This window comes from Chryseobacterium sp. A321 (assembly GCF_054489265.1).
This window is the reverse complement of record NZ_JBTMWZ010000001.1, coordinates 1,240,262-1,255,720: the sequence shown is the minus strand read 5'-3', so window position 1 is coordinate 1,255,720 and position 15,459 is coordinate 1,240,262. Positions and strand designations below refer to the sequence as shown.

The window sequence follows — 15,459 nt, the reverse complement described above, 5'->3', positions numbered from 1 at the left end:
TCTATAGATCATCTAAAATTTAGGATTCCGCCCTCGTCTCAAAACCTTTGGCCTTTTCCCAAAGCGCATCCATTTGCTTTTCGTCAAGTTCTGCGAACTCAAGTCCCTGCTCCCTAGCCAAAAGTTCCATCTTCTTAAATCGAGACACGAATTTTTGATTGCTTTTCTCTAGGGCAGTATCGGCATTCAGCCCACTAAGTCTCGCATAGTTGACAAGGGAAAACAGCACGTCTCCTAATTCTTTTTCTTTTAAGTCTAAGTCGGTTTCGGCTTCAAATTCGAGTAATTCCTCTTTTACTTTTTCCCAGGCGTCTTTGCTTGAGGCAAATTCAAACCCGACTCCTTTTACTTTCTCTTGAATTCGATGGGCTTTCACGATGCTAGGTCCCGATTTCCCTACACCGGACAAAACGGAAGTATTTCCTTCCTTTAGTTTTAATTTTTCCCAATTTTGTTTGACTTCCTCTTCTGAGCTCACTTTTGTATCGCCATAAATATGAGGATGGCGGAAAATCAACTTTTCGTTCAGCGAGTGAATGACGTCTGCAATGTCGAATTGTCCTTTTTCAGCAGCAATCTTTGAATAAAAAACGAGATGAAGAAGTACGTCTCCTAACTCCTTTTTAATCTCGGGCATATCCTCTTTTAGGATTGAATCCGAGAGTTCATAGACCTCCTCTAGGGTAAGAGGACGAAGGGAGTCTAGGGTTTGTTTTTGATCCCAAGGGCATTTCGCCCTAAGATCATCCATGATGTCTAATAGTTGGGAGAACGCTTGTAGTTTTTCTGATTTCACGTGCATAGTCAATCGCATTTTTCTGGACTCTACAGCCCAAATGGTTGGAATAAAGGTAAACTAAAAAAACTTTGTTACGAGGGGTAACAAAGTTTTTTTATTTCTTGAAGGTAAAGGAATTAACCTTGTTTTCTCTTGGTAGATTTCACCTGCGCTTTCGAACTGCTTGTGGCAGGTTTCGCTTTTGCAGTAGAAGGCTTTTTGGTTTTAGCCTCTGGTTTCTTCGCTGTCGTTTCAACGGCTTCTACTTTCGGAGCACTAGCCTCCTCTTCTACTTCCTCTTTCACAAAGCTCTCTGGCGTAATGTACCCTGCTTTGTGCAATGTGTTATACCACTGAACTAATTTCTTGATATCGGAAACATACACTCTCTCCGTGTCATAATTAGGAAGTGCTTTGTCCATTACTTCGCGAAGCTCTGCATCCGAAGACTTATGGGAAATAGACGGCTCGTAATTCACTTCTTTTGCAAGCGTTTCGAATACATCAAACAAAGGAACTTCTTTATCGAATGTAAACATGGCGATATTATCCAGAAGACTTACTTGGGAAGAATTTCCGATGCTCATTTTTTTCTTCGTGGTTACATCCTCAATAATAAACCCATTTTTAAGCTGTGAAACGAGCTTAAAAAGACCTGGTTTTCCAGAGATGGAAATAATTTTTTCTAACTGCATAAAGTATTGTCTTTAGTATTTAAACTTAATTAATAATAAGGCGATTCACTTATTTAGGAAACCGCATTTTGTAATTTACACTTACCTCTCCTTGTGAAATCTTAGAAAGTTTCCCTTTAACCAGCTTTTTCTTAAGCGGCGAAAGGTGGTCGGTAAAGAGTACGCCATCAATATGGTCGTATTCGTGTTGAATTACGCGGGCACGAATATCGGAAAAAGTTTCCGTATGTTTCACAAAATTTTCATCTTGGTATTCGATTACAATCGTCGGTTGACGCTTCACGTCTTCGCGAAAGTCCGGAATTGACAAACAACCTTCGTTGAATTTCCACTCCTCTCCGCTCTCTTCTAAGATTTGCGCATTTATAAAGACTCTTTTGCCTTGTTTAATAAGCTCCTCTTTAATGTGGGCGTAGTCTTCATCTTCCGCGAGTGGAGTAACATCAATCACAAACAAACGAATATCCAATCCTATTTGTGGAGCTGCGAGTCCAATCCCATTGGCTGATTCCATGGTCTCGTACATGTTTTCAATCAATTCCTTTAAATTCGGATAGTCAGGCTCAATGTCTTTTGCTACTTTTCTGAGGATAGGATCCCCAAAGGCACGAATCGGTAATATCATCTTTTTCTTAAATCTAAAAAATTCTGTAAAATTAATGTGGCACTCACCTTATCAATCAGCTCCTTGCTCTCGCGTTTCTTTTTGCTTTTTCCGCTTTGCGAAATATAAAAAGAAGCCATTTTTGAGGTAAAACGCTCATCCAGTCTTTCGACAGGAACAAAGGGAAACTTGGCCTCAAACTCGGCAATAAATTTAAGAATATCGCCTTCCACTTCGGAGGGGTTTCCACGAAGATCCGTGGGAAGTCCAACCACCATCGCTTCTACCGTATTTTGACTAAGGTAAGCTGTCAAAAAATCAATTAGGTTCACGGTTTCTACGGTATCCAATCCCGAGGCAATGATTTGAAAATCATCGGTCGCCGCAAGTCCGGTTCTTTTTTTTCCGTAATCCACGGCTAAGAGTTGTCCCATGCTGCAAATTTACAAATTTTAAAAATTCTATCCCGAACTTCCTCTTATTTTAATTTTTTGTCTATTTTAGTTTCTCCAAACCCTAAAAACAAGACTCCGTGAAAACATTATTTTTGATTCGACATGCCAAGAGTGACTGGACCCACGAAGTCGAGGATTTTCAAAGACCCCTAAACGAAAGAGGCCATCAAAACGCTAGAGGCATGGCTAAGTTCCTTTTGGAAAGTGGATTTGAGATTGACAGTTTTGTGTCCTCTCCTGCCAAAAGAGCCTTAACGACTTGCCGCTATTTTGCAGAAACTTTTGGAAACTCTGCCATTAAGAAAGTGGAAGATCTCTACGAACCTTTGCTTGAAGACTTTTACAAAACCATAGAGCGCACGTCAGATGAATTTAATTCCATTGCCCTGTTTTCTCATAATCCCACGATCAGTGAGTTCTTGTCAGACTTAGTTTCAGAATCCCGCGAGTTTTCCACCTGCACGGTTGCCATCGTGAAAACCTACTGCGAAAGTTGGTCCGAATTCTCAGGGGCAGAAAAGACCCTCACTCATTTCCTACTACCGAAAGAAATTTTAGACTAGAAATCGTTACCTGCTTTGCATTGCGCTTAAGTTGATCCCATGATCAAGATCTGGATATTTCATGAAAACAAAAAGAAAAAAAACAGATCCATATCACTCGCAAATCACTTTGAGTTGAGAATTGTATATTTCGGTTGTTCTCTACTTTTTGGCCGCACTCGCCACCCTATATAAGATCGTCATAAATCGGAATTCGCCCTACGAACTACATGTTTTCTGACCTGAATTGAGGTTTTAGCTTTGCTTTAAATTTTAATTAGATGAGTAGACGAGAAGCAGGATTGTCCTTAGTTAAGAAATGGAAAGAGAGCGGCCTTAGTAAAAGGCTTTTTGTTTAATTGAAGGTGTAGGCATTCACCGGATTCATTATTGGCTAACCCAGGAGAGGGAGATGGAAAGCTCTTTGGGTTCTCGTAAGATTGAAAACACAAACGGTTTATCGACTGGTGAGCTTGTATCGTATATCCTAATGATGTAAAGGTTGAGTGTGGAGCCAATATGTCCGTGATACGAGAACTCATCCGACTTTTTTAAAGATGTTTACTTTAGGCTCAGGACAATGCTATTCAGTGCATAGGCGTATGTAGAATCGTTCGGATGCTTCTCCACTAGTGGGTCAAACCTCTACGACAACTACTCAAAATTTCCGTCGCGTGAGGCTTAAAACTGTGAACTTCTTCGCTTAATCGCTCTTTCAAGGTGAATTATTTTATTTCAATTGAATAAAAATAATTGCTATTGAAATGAGAAAAATAGAAGCAGAAAAATATCCATACAAAGTCTAAGTAATATCATAAGATACGCTTAATTGTGTATTGGCTTGATGATTAAATTGGAAATTTAACGATCAACAATAGTTATCTACAACTTAATATTGGTTGTAATGAAAAATCTATTATCTTTATAACTTTCTTAAAAACAAATAATTGAGTCGAACTGCAACTGCTTTGAGACTTGTTACTCTAGTTAAAATAAACCATTTCGATTAACTAAACACCGAATTACCATGCGGCGAATAAACTTCCTTTTGTTTTTGTTGCTTACCAACTTATTATTTGGGCAAAAATTACAGTTAATAGAACAGACGTTAAATGTCTCCTCTCCAGAAGTAGCAGCACTTGTACGTTACGCCGATTTCCCTGATCTAGATTTTGTTGGTAAAGTTGATGTTTCAATACCCTTATATTCTATTGCCTTTGGAGATATCAATATTCCAATCGTTTTAGAATATAACACAAAAGGAAATAAAGTTTCAGACATTGCAACAAATGTAGGTTTAGGTTGGCAACTTGTTGCAGGTGGCAATATAACTCAAAAAGTCAATGATCAGGATGATTTTATTGATTCCTACAATTACTACTCTGATAGCAATTACGAGCCTGAGCAGGCCTACGCATGGCATCGTCTATCCAAGGGATTTCATACATTGCAAGAGGATGCCACCCCTTACAGCAGCTTGTTAAATAACAGAATTTGGTGGGCAGACGATATAAATATAGATGCCGCACAGGACTTTTACTACGTGGCAGCGCCTGACTTTAAAGATAAATTTTTTTTAACGAAATCCAGCGCGCCGCTTACCTATTCCACTTTAACTGACGTGCCTTTCGTCGCGAAGTTCTATTCAAATTTGGACTCTAAATTACTTAAACCCAAATTGGATTTCAGCCCCGTATCTTCCTATGGGATGTATTCGGGTATGAATCTTAATATTGTTGGGTCAGGTTCTGTAAATAGTTCTGGTTCTGGTTCGATAAGCTATACTATAGGCAAATTTGAACTAGTGAAAAATAATGGTACAATTTACAAGTTTGAACAAGTAGAGGGTGTAAATATGACTAAGGAACCTAAAAGGGTTGATGAGATTTATAGTGTTTACAACGATGTTACATGGCATCTCACTTCAATGTTTAATCCTATTAATTCTAAACAAGTAACTTTTGAATACGAAAATTTTACAAATAATTACGAGAATCTAAATTTACGCTCCCTGGGTGACATCAACTTTGGAGGGTACCCTATGTCGGAATTACATACTGGCAGCGCTGCTAGTGACAATAACTATTACTTTGGCGGAAGCATACTTTATAATTCTTTGGACATAAATGTTATTGGAAATAGCAAGCGAATAAAGAAAATCACGTTCGATCAAGGGACTATTCAATTCCATTATGGACAAAGTCGCGTAGATTATCCAGGGGACGCACTTACTACTATTGAAATTAGAGACCTTCATGGTAAAACAATCAAGTTTTACCGATTTTCGTACAGCTATTTTTCCAGCATGAATTGTTCGGATGATTACCAATGCAAAAGACTTAAACTAGAAAGCATCACAGATTCAGAAAGTGGAACTTATAATTTCACATATGGAAATGAATATATTAGTACTAATTTTCCTTCAAGAAATTCATCCAAGACTGATTTCTTAGGTTATTTTAACAACAATTCATCTAATATTATATTCTCTAAAAGTAGTTTTCACCCATTTGAAAACTATTTTCCAAATACGGCACTTTATTTTTATCCTCATCTTAGCAAAGACCAACTTCTTCCCTTTCCACTTCAAAATCATACTGCTTTTTCCATAACCACCGGTATAGACCGTACACCTAACGCCAGCGGATTGTTGGGACTATTAACGGCTATTCAATTCCCTACTTCAGGATCTCTAGAAATTGACTACGAAAACGATGAATTTTACTATGAAGGTATAAACTATATGCTTGGAAGTGCACGAGTGAAGTCTCTTAGTTATTTTGATAAAAACTCAAAAATTGCCAAAAAAGTCAACTATGACTATCTCAAAACCGACGGAACTAGTTCTGGGCAAATTAACTTTTTTACAACGCCAAATCGGATTATCAAGAGTGAAATACAATCTGGGATTGGATTTGACAATGCAGGGGTAATTGGCTACAGCCGAATAACTGAACAAATTGAAGGAAAAAGTACGATTGAGAAGAAATATACTTCTTTTTTTGATTATCCAGATGCAATTATGAACCTTTCGGATATTAGCTTTACTCCTGCCATCAATAACTTTATAAAAGTGTTCAAATTCCCACCTTCTTACTTGCAAGACTATGACCAAAAAAGAGGAAAGTTAATTGAACTTAATGAGTTTAGAGTTAATGAATCGACTCCAATAAGATCGAAAAAATTTTCATATGAGTACGTTTTAGTAGATTCTCTTGAAGTGAACAAAACGGTATCTAGATATACTAACCATTCCATACAAGGACCTTCCTTTAAGGCAACTAATCACCTTCTTCGGTATTTTGGAAATTTGAAAAGTGAAAATTTAATCGAATTGCTTTCAGCCGCAAGTCTTCAAATCAATAAAACTTATACTTATAACAATCGGAATCTTCTAAAAGAAGTAGAAAGTTACAACACCAAGACCTCAAAGCGTCTTGTTGAAAAATACTTTTATCCCCTCGATATGGGCATTACTAAATTCATTCCTCCTAACATATATGACCTTCGTGTGAAAGTGGAATTATTCAAAAATTCAAATCTTATTAGTTCTTCACAGTATAAATATGAAGCATCACATTTCCTTCCTACAAAACTTTTGAAATTAAATATTGAAAATAATGACCTAGATACCTATTTACAATTGGAGCAATATGATGTAAGCACTGGTAATCTACAGCAATATAGAAATAATGAAGGAATACCTTTTTCGATTGTCTGGGGATACAATAAAACCCGTCCAATTGCTCTTGTAGAGGGAATGACTTATAGTCAACTTCTAACAGCACTTGGAGTAACGGATATTAATAATTCTGCAATTGTGCAAAAATCGAATTTGGATTTGGATGATCCCACTGAATTAGCACTTATAGAAGCATTAGATGATTTCAGAAAGCGACCTGCCCTAAGTAACTCGGTTGTCACGACCTTTACACACAATCCCTTGATTGGGATTTCAACTCGAACTCCTCCATCAGGCATTAGGGAAACATTTAAATACGATGAAATGAATAAACTCCAGAAAGTTCTAAATACAAATGTTAATCTTCAAAAGGAGTTTAAATACAAGTTTTCCAATAAAGCTCCTGTAATAACCTATCAAAACACAACTATTTCACAGGTTTTTAAGCGCAACAACTGTAGTTCAAATTCAATTGGACAGGATTATAACTATGTCGTTCCATCGGGAAAGTATACCTCAGTTATAAGTCAAACGGATGCGGATGCAATGGCGCAGAATGACCTTAATACCAATGGTCAAAATACAGCTAACATTTATGGCACTTGTATTTCGTTTTATTGTCCACTTTCCTTTGCATCTCCGTTTAGTGGTAGTGGAGGAGTTAATAGTTCTAACAATAACTACAATTTATCTTTTTCGTTCAATACAAGTTCAAGTTCCACGTCCAAGCCTTGGCCTGCGGGTGTAAAAGTTTTAACTATAAACAGTACCTGTCGTCCTACCCAAGATTATAATGGCTATAATGGACAGGTTTACTATACGATTAAAACAACTGGAGAAGTGTTATTGAGAACAAATACAGGTTATTACTTTCCAAATAATACCACTCTCACTTATAACCTTTATTATCCGGCTAATTAAAGTTTAAAATTCAATAACTATCACCATGATTACAAACAGATTTTTTTACTTTCTAGGACTATGGTGTGGTCTTCTTTCTGCGCAGTCCTTAACACCTACGGAGAATTACATTTACGAGCGTCAGTATCTAGAACCTGTCACGGTGGAGACGCCCAATGCTAGGCAGCTGCAGAGCGTCACGTACTTCGATGGACTCGGCAGAGAAAAGCAGATAATTTCTATAAAAGCTTCCCCCCTGGGGAGGGATATCGTGACCCCTGTGGTGTACGATCCCTTTGGAAGGCAGGTTCGGGATTATTTAGGGCTCCCCCAATCGTCTACCACGAGTGGCGCGTATTACTCTACCGTACCTCAGTCTGTGGCCACTGCGCTCTATGGCGATGGGCCTTTATACGCTGAGAAGAGACTCGAGAACTCTCCTCTAAACCGAGTACTAGAACAAGCAGCGCCCGGTGCCTCTTGGTCCCTTGCCTCAGGAAACACCCTTGAGTACGACTATGAGGCCGCACTTTTGAGCGATCAAGTAAAACGCTTTAGTACCGTGACCACCTGGAATGCAGGAGCGACCAGCACAGTACTTAAAATAGTAAGTACTAGTAGTGAGCAGCCCACGAGCTTTTATCAGGATGGAGCTCTTTACAAAGACAAACAAGTGGATGAGGATGGAAATCTAAGTTATCTATTTAGTGATGGTTTTGGTCAAACGGTAGTAGAGAGATTGGTAGACGGGCCTAACTTCCAAGATACCTACTATGTGTATAACGAATATGATCAATTAGCCTTTGTTCTTCCTCCCCTTGCCTCTGAATCGATAAAAGGTCTTGCCGCCTCTAGCGTAGTTTCTCAGTCTCTTTTGGATGAGCTTGCTTTTCAATACCGCTACGATGGCAAAGGCCGATTGGTGGAGAAGAAACTTCCTGGTAAGGGCTGGGAGTATCAGGTGTATGACCAGGCAGACCGCCTTACCCTCTACCAGGATGCCAATTTGAGACTGACCGGCCACTGGCAGTTTACCAAATACGATATTTTCTCGCGCGTAGTCTACGCGGGAATAGTCTCAGGGGCGAGTCGCTCCCTGGAGCAGACTGAGCTATCCACAAGAGCTTCCAACCATGAATCTAGAGCCGCAGCGGCCTTTACCCAAAACAGTATGGACGTCTATTACACGAACGCGGCCTATCCCCTTTTGGTATCAGGCTCAAAGCTTCAGCTTGTGCAGTATTACGATACCTATCCTACGGGGAGTCCCTCTCAGCCTAGCACCATTATAAACAGTACCCAGCCTACCTTACCCCAGGTGCCTACTTCCTATACTGTGAATGGATACACTTCGATTCGAAGTACCCAGAGCCTTTTAACAGCCACTTATTTAAATACCGCCACGGAGATAAATGACTCTAGTTCCGAATGGAGTAAGGATTACTTTTACTACGATCGTTTGGCTCGGCCCATAGCCACCCACCACTATACTCCCATAGGAGGTTACACCAAGACCGAGCATCTTTTGAGTTTCTCAGGACTTCCCCTAGAGACCCTCACGCGTCACAAACGAACAGCAAGCGATGCAGAGACCTCCCTCAAGGAGCGCAAGCTCTACGACTCCTCCAATCGCCTCACCCACCATTACCATAAGGTAGACTCGCGAGCAGAGGAGCTTCTAAGTCACTTCACTTACGATGAGGCGCAGAGGCTCTCGAGTAAAAAGGTGGGAGGCACTCTAAGTGCTCCCTTGCAGGAGGTAAACTACAGCTACAACATTCGGGGTTGGCTCACTGAGGTAAACAACCCCCAGAATCTAGGATCCGACTTGTTTGGTTTTACACTTCGGTATCAAAACCCCGTAGCGGGCACAGGGTCTTTGGCGAAGTACAACGGCAATATATCCCAGATGGATTGGAACTCTAAGAGTGCTAGTCCCCTTCTGAGGCGCTACAGCTACCGCTATGACACTGGCGATAGGCTTTTGGGGAGTTATTACTCCAAACCCGGCTCCTCAGATCTAGCCTCAGGGGCCTACGATGAGCACCTCACCTACGATTTAAATGGGAATATTAAATCTCTTACTCGCTACGGAGAGAGGGATCAGTCGCCTGCCCAGAAGATCGATCAGCTGAGTTACACCTACTCGGGAAATGCCCTCGTTAAGGTTGTCGATCAAAGTGGAAGTCCTCTAGGCTATCCTTTGGGAGGGGCTACGATCTCTTACGATGCCAATGGCAATATGACAAGTCATATCGACAAAGGCATCACTCAAATTAAATACAACCCTTTAAACCTTCCCACGAAAATCGTGGGGGACACCCTCACAACTTACACCTACTTAGCCGATGGCACCAAACTAAGAAAGACCTACGGAACTAAGACCACTGAGTACCAGGGCGCGTTTCAATATGAGGGTTCTGCCACCGCTCCCCTATTGCAGTTTAGTAAGACCGCAGAGGGGTATTACGATTTTGTAAAAAACGCGTATATTTACCAGTACGTGGATCACTTAGGAAACATTCGGGTGAGCTACTATAAAAACAGCGCAGGCGTTCTTACCCTTCTGGAAGAAAACAGTTACTATCCCTTTGGGCTAAAGCACAAAGGATACAACTCGACCTCAAGTGCTACGCCCAGCTATCAGTACAAGTACAACGGCAAAGAACTGCAAGAAACAGGGATGTATGACTACGGAGCGAGATTCTATATGCCGGATATTGGGAGATGGGGTGTTGTCGATCCACTAGCAGAGAAAATGCCAAGCTGGTCGCCGTACGCTTATGCGTTTGATAATCCAGTGAGATTTATAGATCCAGATGGAAGAGCTCCTAAAGATGATTATTTATTAAAAAAGAATGGTCAACTTGTTTTATGGAGAAAAACGAATAGTGATGAAAAAATGGGAATTCATACAATATACAATGAATCTAAAACACGAGGTATTGTTGTAGATAAATCTGTAATTAATGATAGGAAATGGAACTATACCAAGGGGGGTAATGGCAGTAATGATCATATGGAATCTTGGTATGTAATTAAAGGAGGACAAGCTGATAAACATTCTGAGAAGATTTTTAAATTTTTTGCAGATAATACAAATATAGAATGGGGACTTGATATATACCAAGGAAAAAGTAAAGCAGGATTATTATACACCTCTTATAATGCAGGCAGTATATCTAGTGATGCAGGAAAAGTTCAAGATATCATATTAGGAGAAAATAAGGATATTAAGTTGATTAAACAAATTCATAGTCACCCAGGAGAATATGACTCAAAAAATGGTTGGCCTGCATACCCGTCAGGATTTAATCATAACTTAAACCCTACTATAGATATGATGATTGGAGAGGCAAATGGAGACAGAGGAGTATATCTTGAACAGCATAAAAGTTTTCCAAATCAACAACCAGCTTATTATAATATTTATGTACCTTCATCCCCCAATATTAGTATAAAACATAATGGAGAAAAAGTTGTTCGAAAATAAGATTATGCCCGTCTTTTTAATTATATTTTTATTATTTGGTTGCTCTAAATCTCAAAAATATGAAGACGTAGTTTTGAATGATAACATTAAAAATACTGTTATTGACTTTATAAATTCATCTAGTGAATATTCTGATGAAAAAGATATTTTAATAGAAGTATCTATTATTAGTAAAGACACAATAGCGAGATTTATAAGAACTCAACCCTATCGTTGTTTAGGATATAAAGGACATATTTTAGTGAATAAACAAAATGTATTTTTGTTTTATAATGAGAGAATAAAAAAACTCCCGAACATTATAATAAATAAAGAACATAAAGATTGTGGTGAATTTGTGAAAGAAAGAAAAATTGATTTACCATATGAAAAATATTATTTTTTAAAAAAAGGTAAATTAATTGAACAATAACCAAACCATCCACCAATCAGTGGGAGGTTTTTCTGTTTTATAGTGCAGCTACATTTTTATTAAAGAAGTCTTTAAATTTTTTTGTTGTCAGCATTTTATCTACCATTTTAAAAATCATCAATTTATCGTCTTCGTCGAGTTGATTTATTAAATGTAGCTTCTCAAAATCGGGTTTATCTTCAATGGTTATATCTTCAGGAATAATATTTTCGTAATTCAGAATTTGGTCCGTTGTAAGATTGAAAAGTTTAGAAAGTTTAAGTAATTCATCTGCAGATAAATCACGATGTCCATTCTCCAGCTTATTATAATTGCTGTTTCCAATTTCAAGATGAGCAGATACTTCTTTCTGCATCAACGTATTTTTTTGATGATTCTTCCTGTACACATATATTAAATATGGAAATGACAGTTTACAACAGGATCAATTAAAAGTAGAGATTTTTCGATAAAATAATTAATCTTAAACAAAGGAAAATCAGATGAAAAAGATCAGATTTACAGAAAGCCAAATTGTTTTCGCATTGAAGCAGTCCGAGAAGTATCCGCCCCACGAACTACATATTACAAACTCTTACAAGAGTCCGCAATATGTAGTTCGTGGGGCGGATAAATCGAATATTTTGACAAAGTTATACTTTAATTAGGCTTTGTTTTTTAGCCATTTTGATCTAGTTTTAAAAGTGAAAAGACCTCAGGAGTAAAAAGCAAAACTAGCCCCGCAAATTGCGAGGCTAGTTTTGCTTGTATAGGGCTACTTATTTAGCCCATTCCTACTTGGAATCAAAAAAAAACAAGTCTTTAGAATTTATTTATTTGCTTTCACCCTTTGTAAATCAAGGTCTTCAAAGTCAAAACTAAAGTCAGTAATGTCAGAAATCGGTTTTAAGCTAGCGCCCGTTGCATTTCCATTCTCGTCCATTGCAAAAGTTAGATAGGCATCCGCATCATAACTGCGATCGTCCCACTTCACAATAAAAGTATTTGGAGAATAAGCGATTAAGTCTCCTTTTAAGCGAGGAGAAGTTTTGCATTCTAGTCTATACCCTTTCCCATTTTGAGAGATGGTTACATCGCCAAACCAACGATCGTTGTACGTCCCCACAAACTTTGAAGCGGATAGCTTCCCTTCTTTTGCTTTTCCAAATTCGGCTGCCTTTGCATAGGCATCGTCTTTCTGTTTTTGGTAGGTTTTTCCTGCCTTGTCCATACGTTCAGAATACGTCTTTAGCCAGTTTCGGTCCTCAATGCCTAGGTAAGAATCTTTCAGTGCATTGGTAATGGTATTAAATGCGGCTCCGCTTTGTTGGTTGGTTAAAACCACAATTCCAAGGTTCATATCGGGAATGAGCGTAAATAGGGTCACCGTTCCTATCAGTCCCCCGCTGTGTTGAACTTGCTTATGGCCTTTCACATCGGAAATAAACCATCCAAGGCCGTACCCGTAATTTCCTGTATCGTAAGGATTGCTTAAAGCCATCGTCGAGGGACGTTGAATTTGCCAAAGCTGTTGGATTTGTCGATCGGATACAAGCTTTTTCCCGTCTTTCGTTGTGAACCCCTTCATTAGGAAATTAGCCCAAGTGAGCATATCCTCCACATTACTCATGATACCGCCCGCCGCATTGGCCGTTTCGTTCCAATCGTGTGGAATCTGCTTGACAACACCGTCTACAGGAGCGTGCGCATCAATCTTGTTTTTCACCGCCTGAGCGCGCACATAACTACCGTGGCTTGAAGTCATACCGACTGGCTTCAAAATGCGGCTTTCGATAAATTCAGCCCAGCTTTGTGAAGAGATTCTTGAGATCACTTCTCCAGCTACGATAAACATTATGTTGTTATAGTCTAATTTATCGCGGAACTCATTCTCAGGTTTTAAATAACGGACATTGTGAATAAGCTCCTCAAGAGAAATCGTTCCTCCTTCCGGAAAAAACATAAGGTCTCCTTGTCCGAGGCCTAGACCGGCTCTATGAGTCAAAAGGTCTCTCACGGTAAGATGCTTACTTACATAGGGATCGTACATTTGAAATTCAGGAATAAACTTCGTCACTTTATCGTCCCAGCTTAGTTTCCCTTCGTCCACAAGCATGGCAAGGGCAGTGGCTGTAAATCCTTTTGAATTGGACGCAATTCCCACGAGGGTTTTCTCGTCCATTTTTGCCTTGCTGGTGAGCGAAGCTACGCCATGACCTTTGGCATAAATCACCTTTCCGTCTTTAATCACTCCGACGGAGATTCCAGGAACCTCAAAGGTCTTTAGGGTATTTTCCACTAGCTGATCTAGCTGTTTTTCGGCGATCTGCGCCTGAGTAAACCCACCCAGCACGATCGTAAGCATTACGACAAAGCTCTTTCTCATAGAATCAAATTTTTCTCAAATGTAAGAATTCTACTCGGGATTTCTGAAATGCACCTTTGGGTCTTTAGGGATTTTCACTTAACTTTGTGCAAACCTATTTGACACAATGACAGACAAGAGAGAATTCTTTTTGGAGTGCTACAAGCACCAAATTGTAAAGTTTGGCCGTTTTACCCTAAAATCAGGGATTGAAAGTCCCTTTTATGTAGATCTACGCCCGCTTGCATCCGATCCAAAAATCCTGAAAAATCTAGCCGCTCGTATGCTGGACATCGTCCCTTTGGATGAATTCGATTTAATTTGTGGAGTGCCTTACGCTGCATTGCCCATGGCGACAGCCATGTCTTTAGAGAGCTACCTTCCTTTAATTATCAAACGAAAAGAAGCCAAGGCTTATGGCACCAAACAGCTTATTGAAGGTCTGTACGAGCGTGGACAAAATTGTCTCTTAGTAGAAGATGTAATTACCTCTGGCAAATCGCTTCTGGAAACCATTCCAGAGATTGAAGAGGCCGGACTCAAAGTATCGGACATTGTCGTGGTTTTAGACCGCGAGCAAGGAGGAAAAGAACTCCTAGAAGAAAAAGGATACCGTGTTCACACGCTTTTCACCATTACGGAGATTTGTCAAATTTTAAAAGAAGAAGGAAAACTAGACGAGGAGCAAATAGAGAGAATTCAAGACTTTTTGAAAGGAAATACCATTTCTTTTGAAGCGCCGAAAAGACTCTCCTATGAATCCAAACTCGAGTGCCTCACCCACTCCAAAGCGCAAAGACTACTGGAGATTGCCCTTGAGAAGAAATCCAATTTAATTGCTTCTGCGGATCTACTTTCTACCGAGGAGCTTCACGAGTTCGCGAACAAAGTAGGACCTCACATTGTCGCGTTAAAAACCCATATGGATGTCGTGACTGACTTTGAATACGAAAAGACCATCCTTCCTTTAATCGATTTGGCTGCAAAGCACAATTTCTTAATAATGGAAGACCGCAAATTCGCAGACATTGGAAGTACGCAAGAACTTCAGTATGCGTACGGAGTGCATAAAATATCCAATTGGGCAGATTTAGTGACCGCTCAGCTAATCGGAGGGTACGCATCCCTAGATTATTTCCACAGTGCGGGCGTCATTGCCATTATCGGGATGTCTTCAAAAGGAACACTTACGGACAAAGCCTACAGAGAAGAAGCCACTAAAATTGCCGCTTCTCACCCAAATGTAATTGGAGGGGTTGCACAAGCGCAGCTTGCAAATGAACTTCTACTTTTCACGCCAGGCGTGAACCTACAGAGCAAAGGCGATGGAAAAGGTCAGCAGTACAACACTCCGGCTCATGTATTCAAACAACTTCACACCGATTTCATCATTGTAGGAAGAGGAATTTACAAAGCCGAGAACCCAGAAAAATCCGCCTTAGAATACAAAATCGAAGGTTGGAAAAGTTATGAGGAAAGCCTTTAGCATTAAAAAACTCAACAGGTAATCTATAGTTTTTCATAAAAAACACACCAAAGAATAGAAACAGAAAA

At 39.5% G+C, this 15,459-nt stretch carries 11 protein-coding genes; 5 read left to right on the top strand and 6 right to left on the bottom strand.

Going from position 1 to position 15,459, the window contains the following annotated elements:
• Positions 1-19 precede the first annotated feature (19 nt).
• From mazG to ruvX, 4 genes are all read right to left on the bottom strand, one after another.
• Entirely contained in the window at positions 20-802 is a 783-nt protein-coding gene (mazG, locus tag ACX3PZ_RS05940; RefSeq protein WP_459112221.1) for a nucleoside triphosphate pyrophosphohydrolase, read from the bottom strand.
• Between the two features lie 113 nt (positions 803-915).
• Positions 916-1,473 carry a DUF5606 family protein gene (locus ACX3PZ_RS05935; protein ID WP_459083592.1) on the bottom strand — a complete coding sequence of 186 codons (558 nt, stop codon included), beginning with the start codon at positions 1,471-1,473 and terminating at the stop codon, positions 916-918.
• A gap of 49 nt (positions 1,474-1,522) precedes the next feature.
• Positions 1,523-2,098 (bottom strand): peptide deformylase, encoded by a 576-nt coding sequence (gene def / locus ACX3PZ_RS05930; RefSeq protein WP_459112220.1) that lies wholly within the window; start codon positions 2,096-2,098, stop codon positions 1,523-1,525.
• Positions 2,095-2,511, bottom strand: a complete 417-nt coding sequence (gene ruvX, locus ACX3PZ_RS05925; RefSeq protein ID WP_459083590.1) for a Holliday junction resolvase RuvX — start codon at positions 2,509-2,511, stop codon at positions 2,095-2,097. The genes def and ruvX overlap by 4 nt, the downstream gene beginning before the upstream one ends.
• Before the next feature lie 98 nt (positions 2,512-2,609).
• Between ruvX and ACX3PZ_RS05920 the strand changes: the two genes are divergently transcribed.
• The 4 genes from ACX3PZ_RS05920 (at position 2,610) to ACX3PZ_RS05905 (ending at position 11,561) form a co-directional block, all read left to right on the top strand.
• The gene (locus ACX3PZ_RS05920) at positions 2,610-3,095 is read left to right on the top strand and encodes a SixA phosphatase family protein (RefSeq protein WP_459112219.1); all 486 of its coding nucleotides are present in this window, start codon (positions 2,610-2,612) and stop codon (positions 3,093-3,095) included.
• Positions 3,096-4,101: 1,006 nt separating this feature from the next.
• The gene (locus ACX3PZ_RS05915; protein ID WP_459112218.1) at positions 4,102-7,677 is read left to right on the top strand and encodes a DUF5977 domain-containing protein; all 3,576 of its coding nucleotides are present in this window, start codon (positions 4,102-4,104) and stop codon (positions 7,675-7,677) included.
• 25 nt (positions 7,678-7,702) lie between these two features.
• Positions 7,703-11,149: a DUF6443 domain-containing protein gene (locus ACX3PZ_RS05910; protein ID WP_459112217.1), complete on the top strand. Its 3,447-nt coding sequence runs from the start codon at positions 7,703-7,705 to the stop codon at positions 11,147-11,149.
• Positions 11,124-11,561, top strand: coding sequence for a hypothetical protein (locus ACX3PZ_RS05905; RefSeq protein ID WP_459112216.1), 438 nt, complete (start codon positions 11,124-11,126; stop codon positions 11,559-11,561). The genes ACX3PZ_RS05910 and ACX3PZ_RS05905 overlap by 26 nt, the downstream gene beginning before the upstream one ends.
• 37 nt (positions 11,562-11,598) lie before the next feature.
• Here the strand turns inward: ACX3PZ_RS05905 and ACX3PZ_RS05900 are convergent, their stop codons facing one another.
• Entirely contained in the window at positions 11,599-11,916 is a 318-nt protein-coding gene (locus ACX3PZ_RS05900) for a helix-turn-helix domain-containing protein (RefSeq protein ID WP_459112215.1), read from the bottom strand.
• 453 nt (positions 11,917-12,369) lie between these two features.
• Entirely contained in the window at positions 12,370-13,926 is a 1,557-nt protein-coding gene (locus tag ACX3PZ_RS05895) for a serine hydrolase (protein ID WP_459112214.1), read from the bottom strand.
• 106 nt (positions 13,927-14,032) lie between these two features.
• On the opposite strand from ACX3PZ_RS05895, the gene pyrF reads away from it, so the two are divergent.
• Positions 14,033-15,391, top strand: coding sequence for an orotidine-5'-phosphate decarboxylase (gene pyrF / locus ACX3PZ_RS05890; RefSeq protein WP_459112213.1), 1,359 nt, complete (start codon positions 14,033-14,035; stop codon positions 15,389-15,391).
• The last annotated feature ends 68 nt before the right edge of the window (positions 15,392-15,459 follow it).

Bases quoted from the DNA above. Each gene is read 5' to 3' on its own strand.
- mazG (WP_459112221.1), bottom strand. From the start codon at position 802: ATGCACGTGAAATCAGAAAAACTACAAGCGTTCTCCCAACTATTAGAC.
- ACX3PZ_RS05935 (WP_459083592.1), bottom strand. From the start codon at position 1,473: ATGCAGTTAGAAAAAATTATTTCCATCTCTGGAAAACCAGGTCTTTTT.
- def (WP_459112220.1), bottom strand. From the start codon at position 2,098: ATGATATTACCGATTCGTGCCTTTGGGGATCCTATCCTCAGAAAAGTA.
- ruvX (WP_459083590.1), bottom strand. From the start codon at position 2,511: ATGGGACAACTCTTAGCCGTGGATTACGGAAAAAAAAGAACCGGACTT.
- ACX3PZ_RS05915 (WP_459112218.1), top strand. From the start codon at position 4,102: ATGCGGCGAATAAACTTCCTTTTGTTTTTGTTGCTTACCAACTTATTA.
- ACX3PZ_RS05910 (WP_459112217.1), top strand. From the start codon at position 7,703: ATGATTACAAACAGATTTTTTTACTTTCTAGGACTATGGTGTGGTCTT.
- ACX3PZ_RS05905 (WP_459112216.1), top strand. From the start codon at position 11,124: ATGGAGAAAAAGTTGTTCGAAAATAAGATTATGCCCGTCTTTTTAATT.
- ACX3PZ_RS05900 (WP_459112215.1), bottom strand. From the start codon at position 11,916: ATGCAGAAAGAAGTATCTGCTCATCTTGAAATTGGAAACAGCAATTAT.
- ACX3PZ_RS05895 (WP_459112214.1), bottom strand. From the start codon at position 13,926: ATGAGAAAGAGCTTTGTCGTAATGCTTACGATCGTGCTGGGTGGGTTT.
- pyrF (WP_459112213.1), top strand. From the start codon at position 14,033: ATGACAGACAAGAGAGAATTCTTTTTGGAGTGCTACAAGCACCAAATT.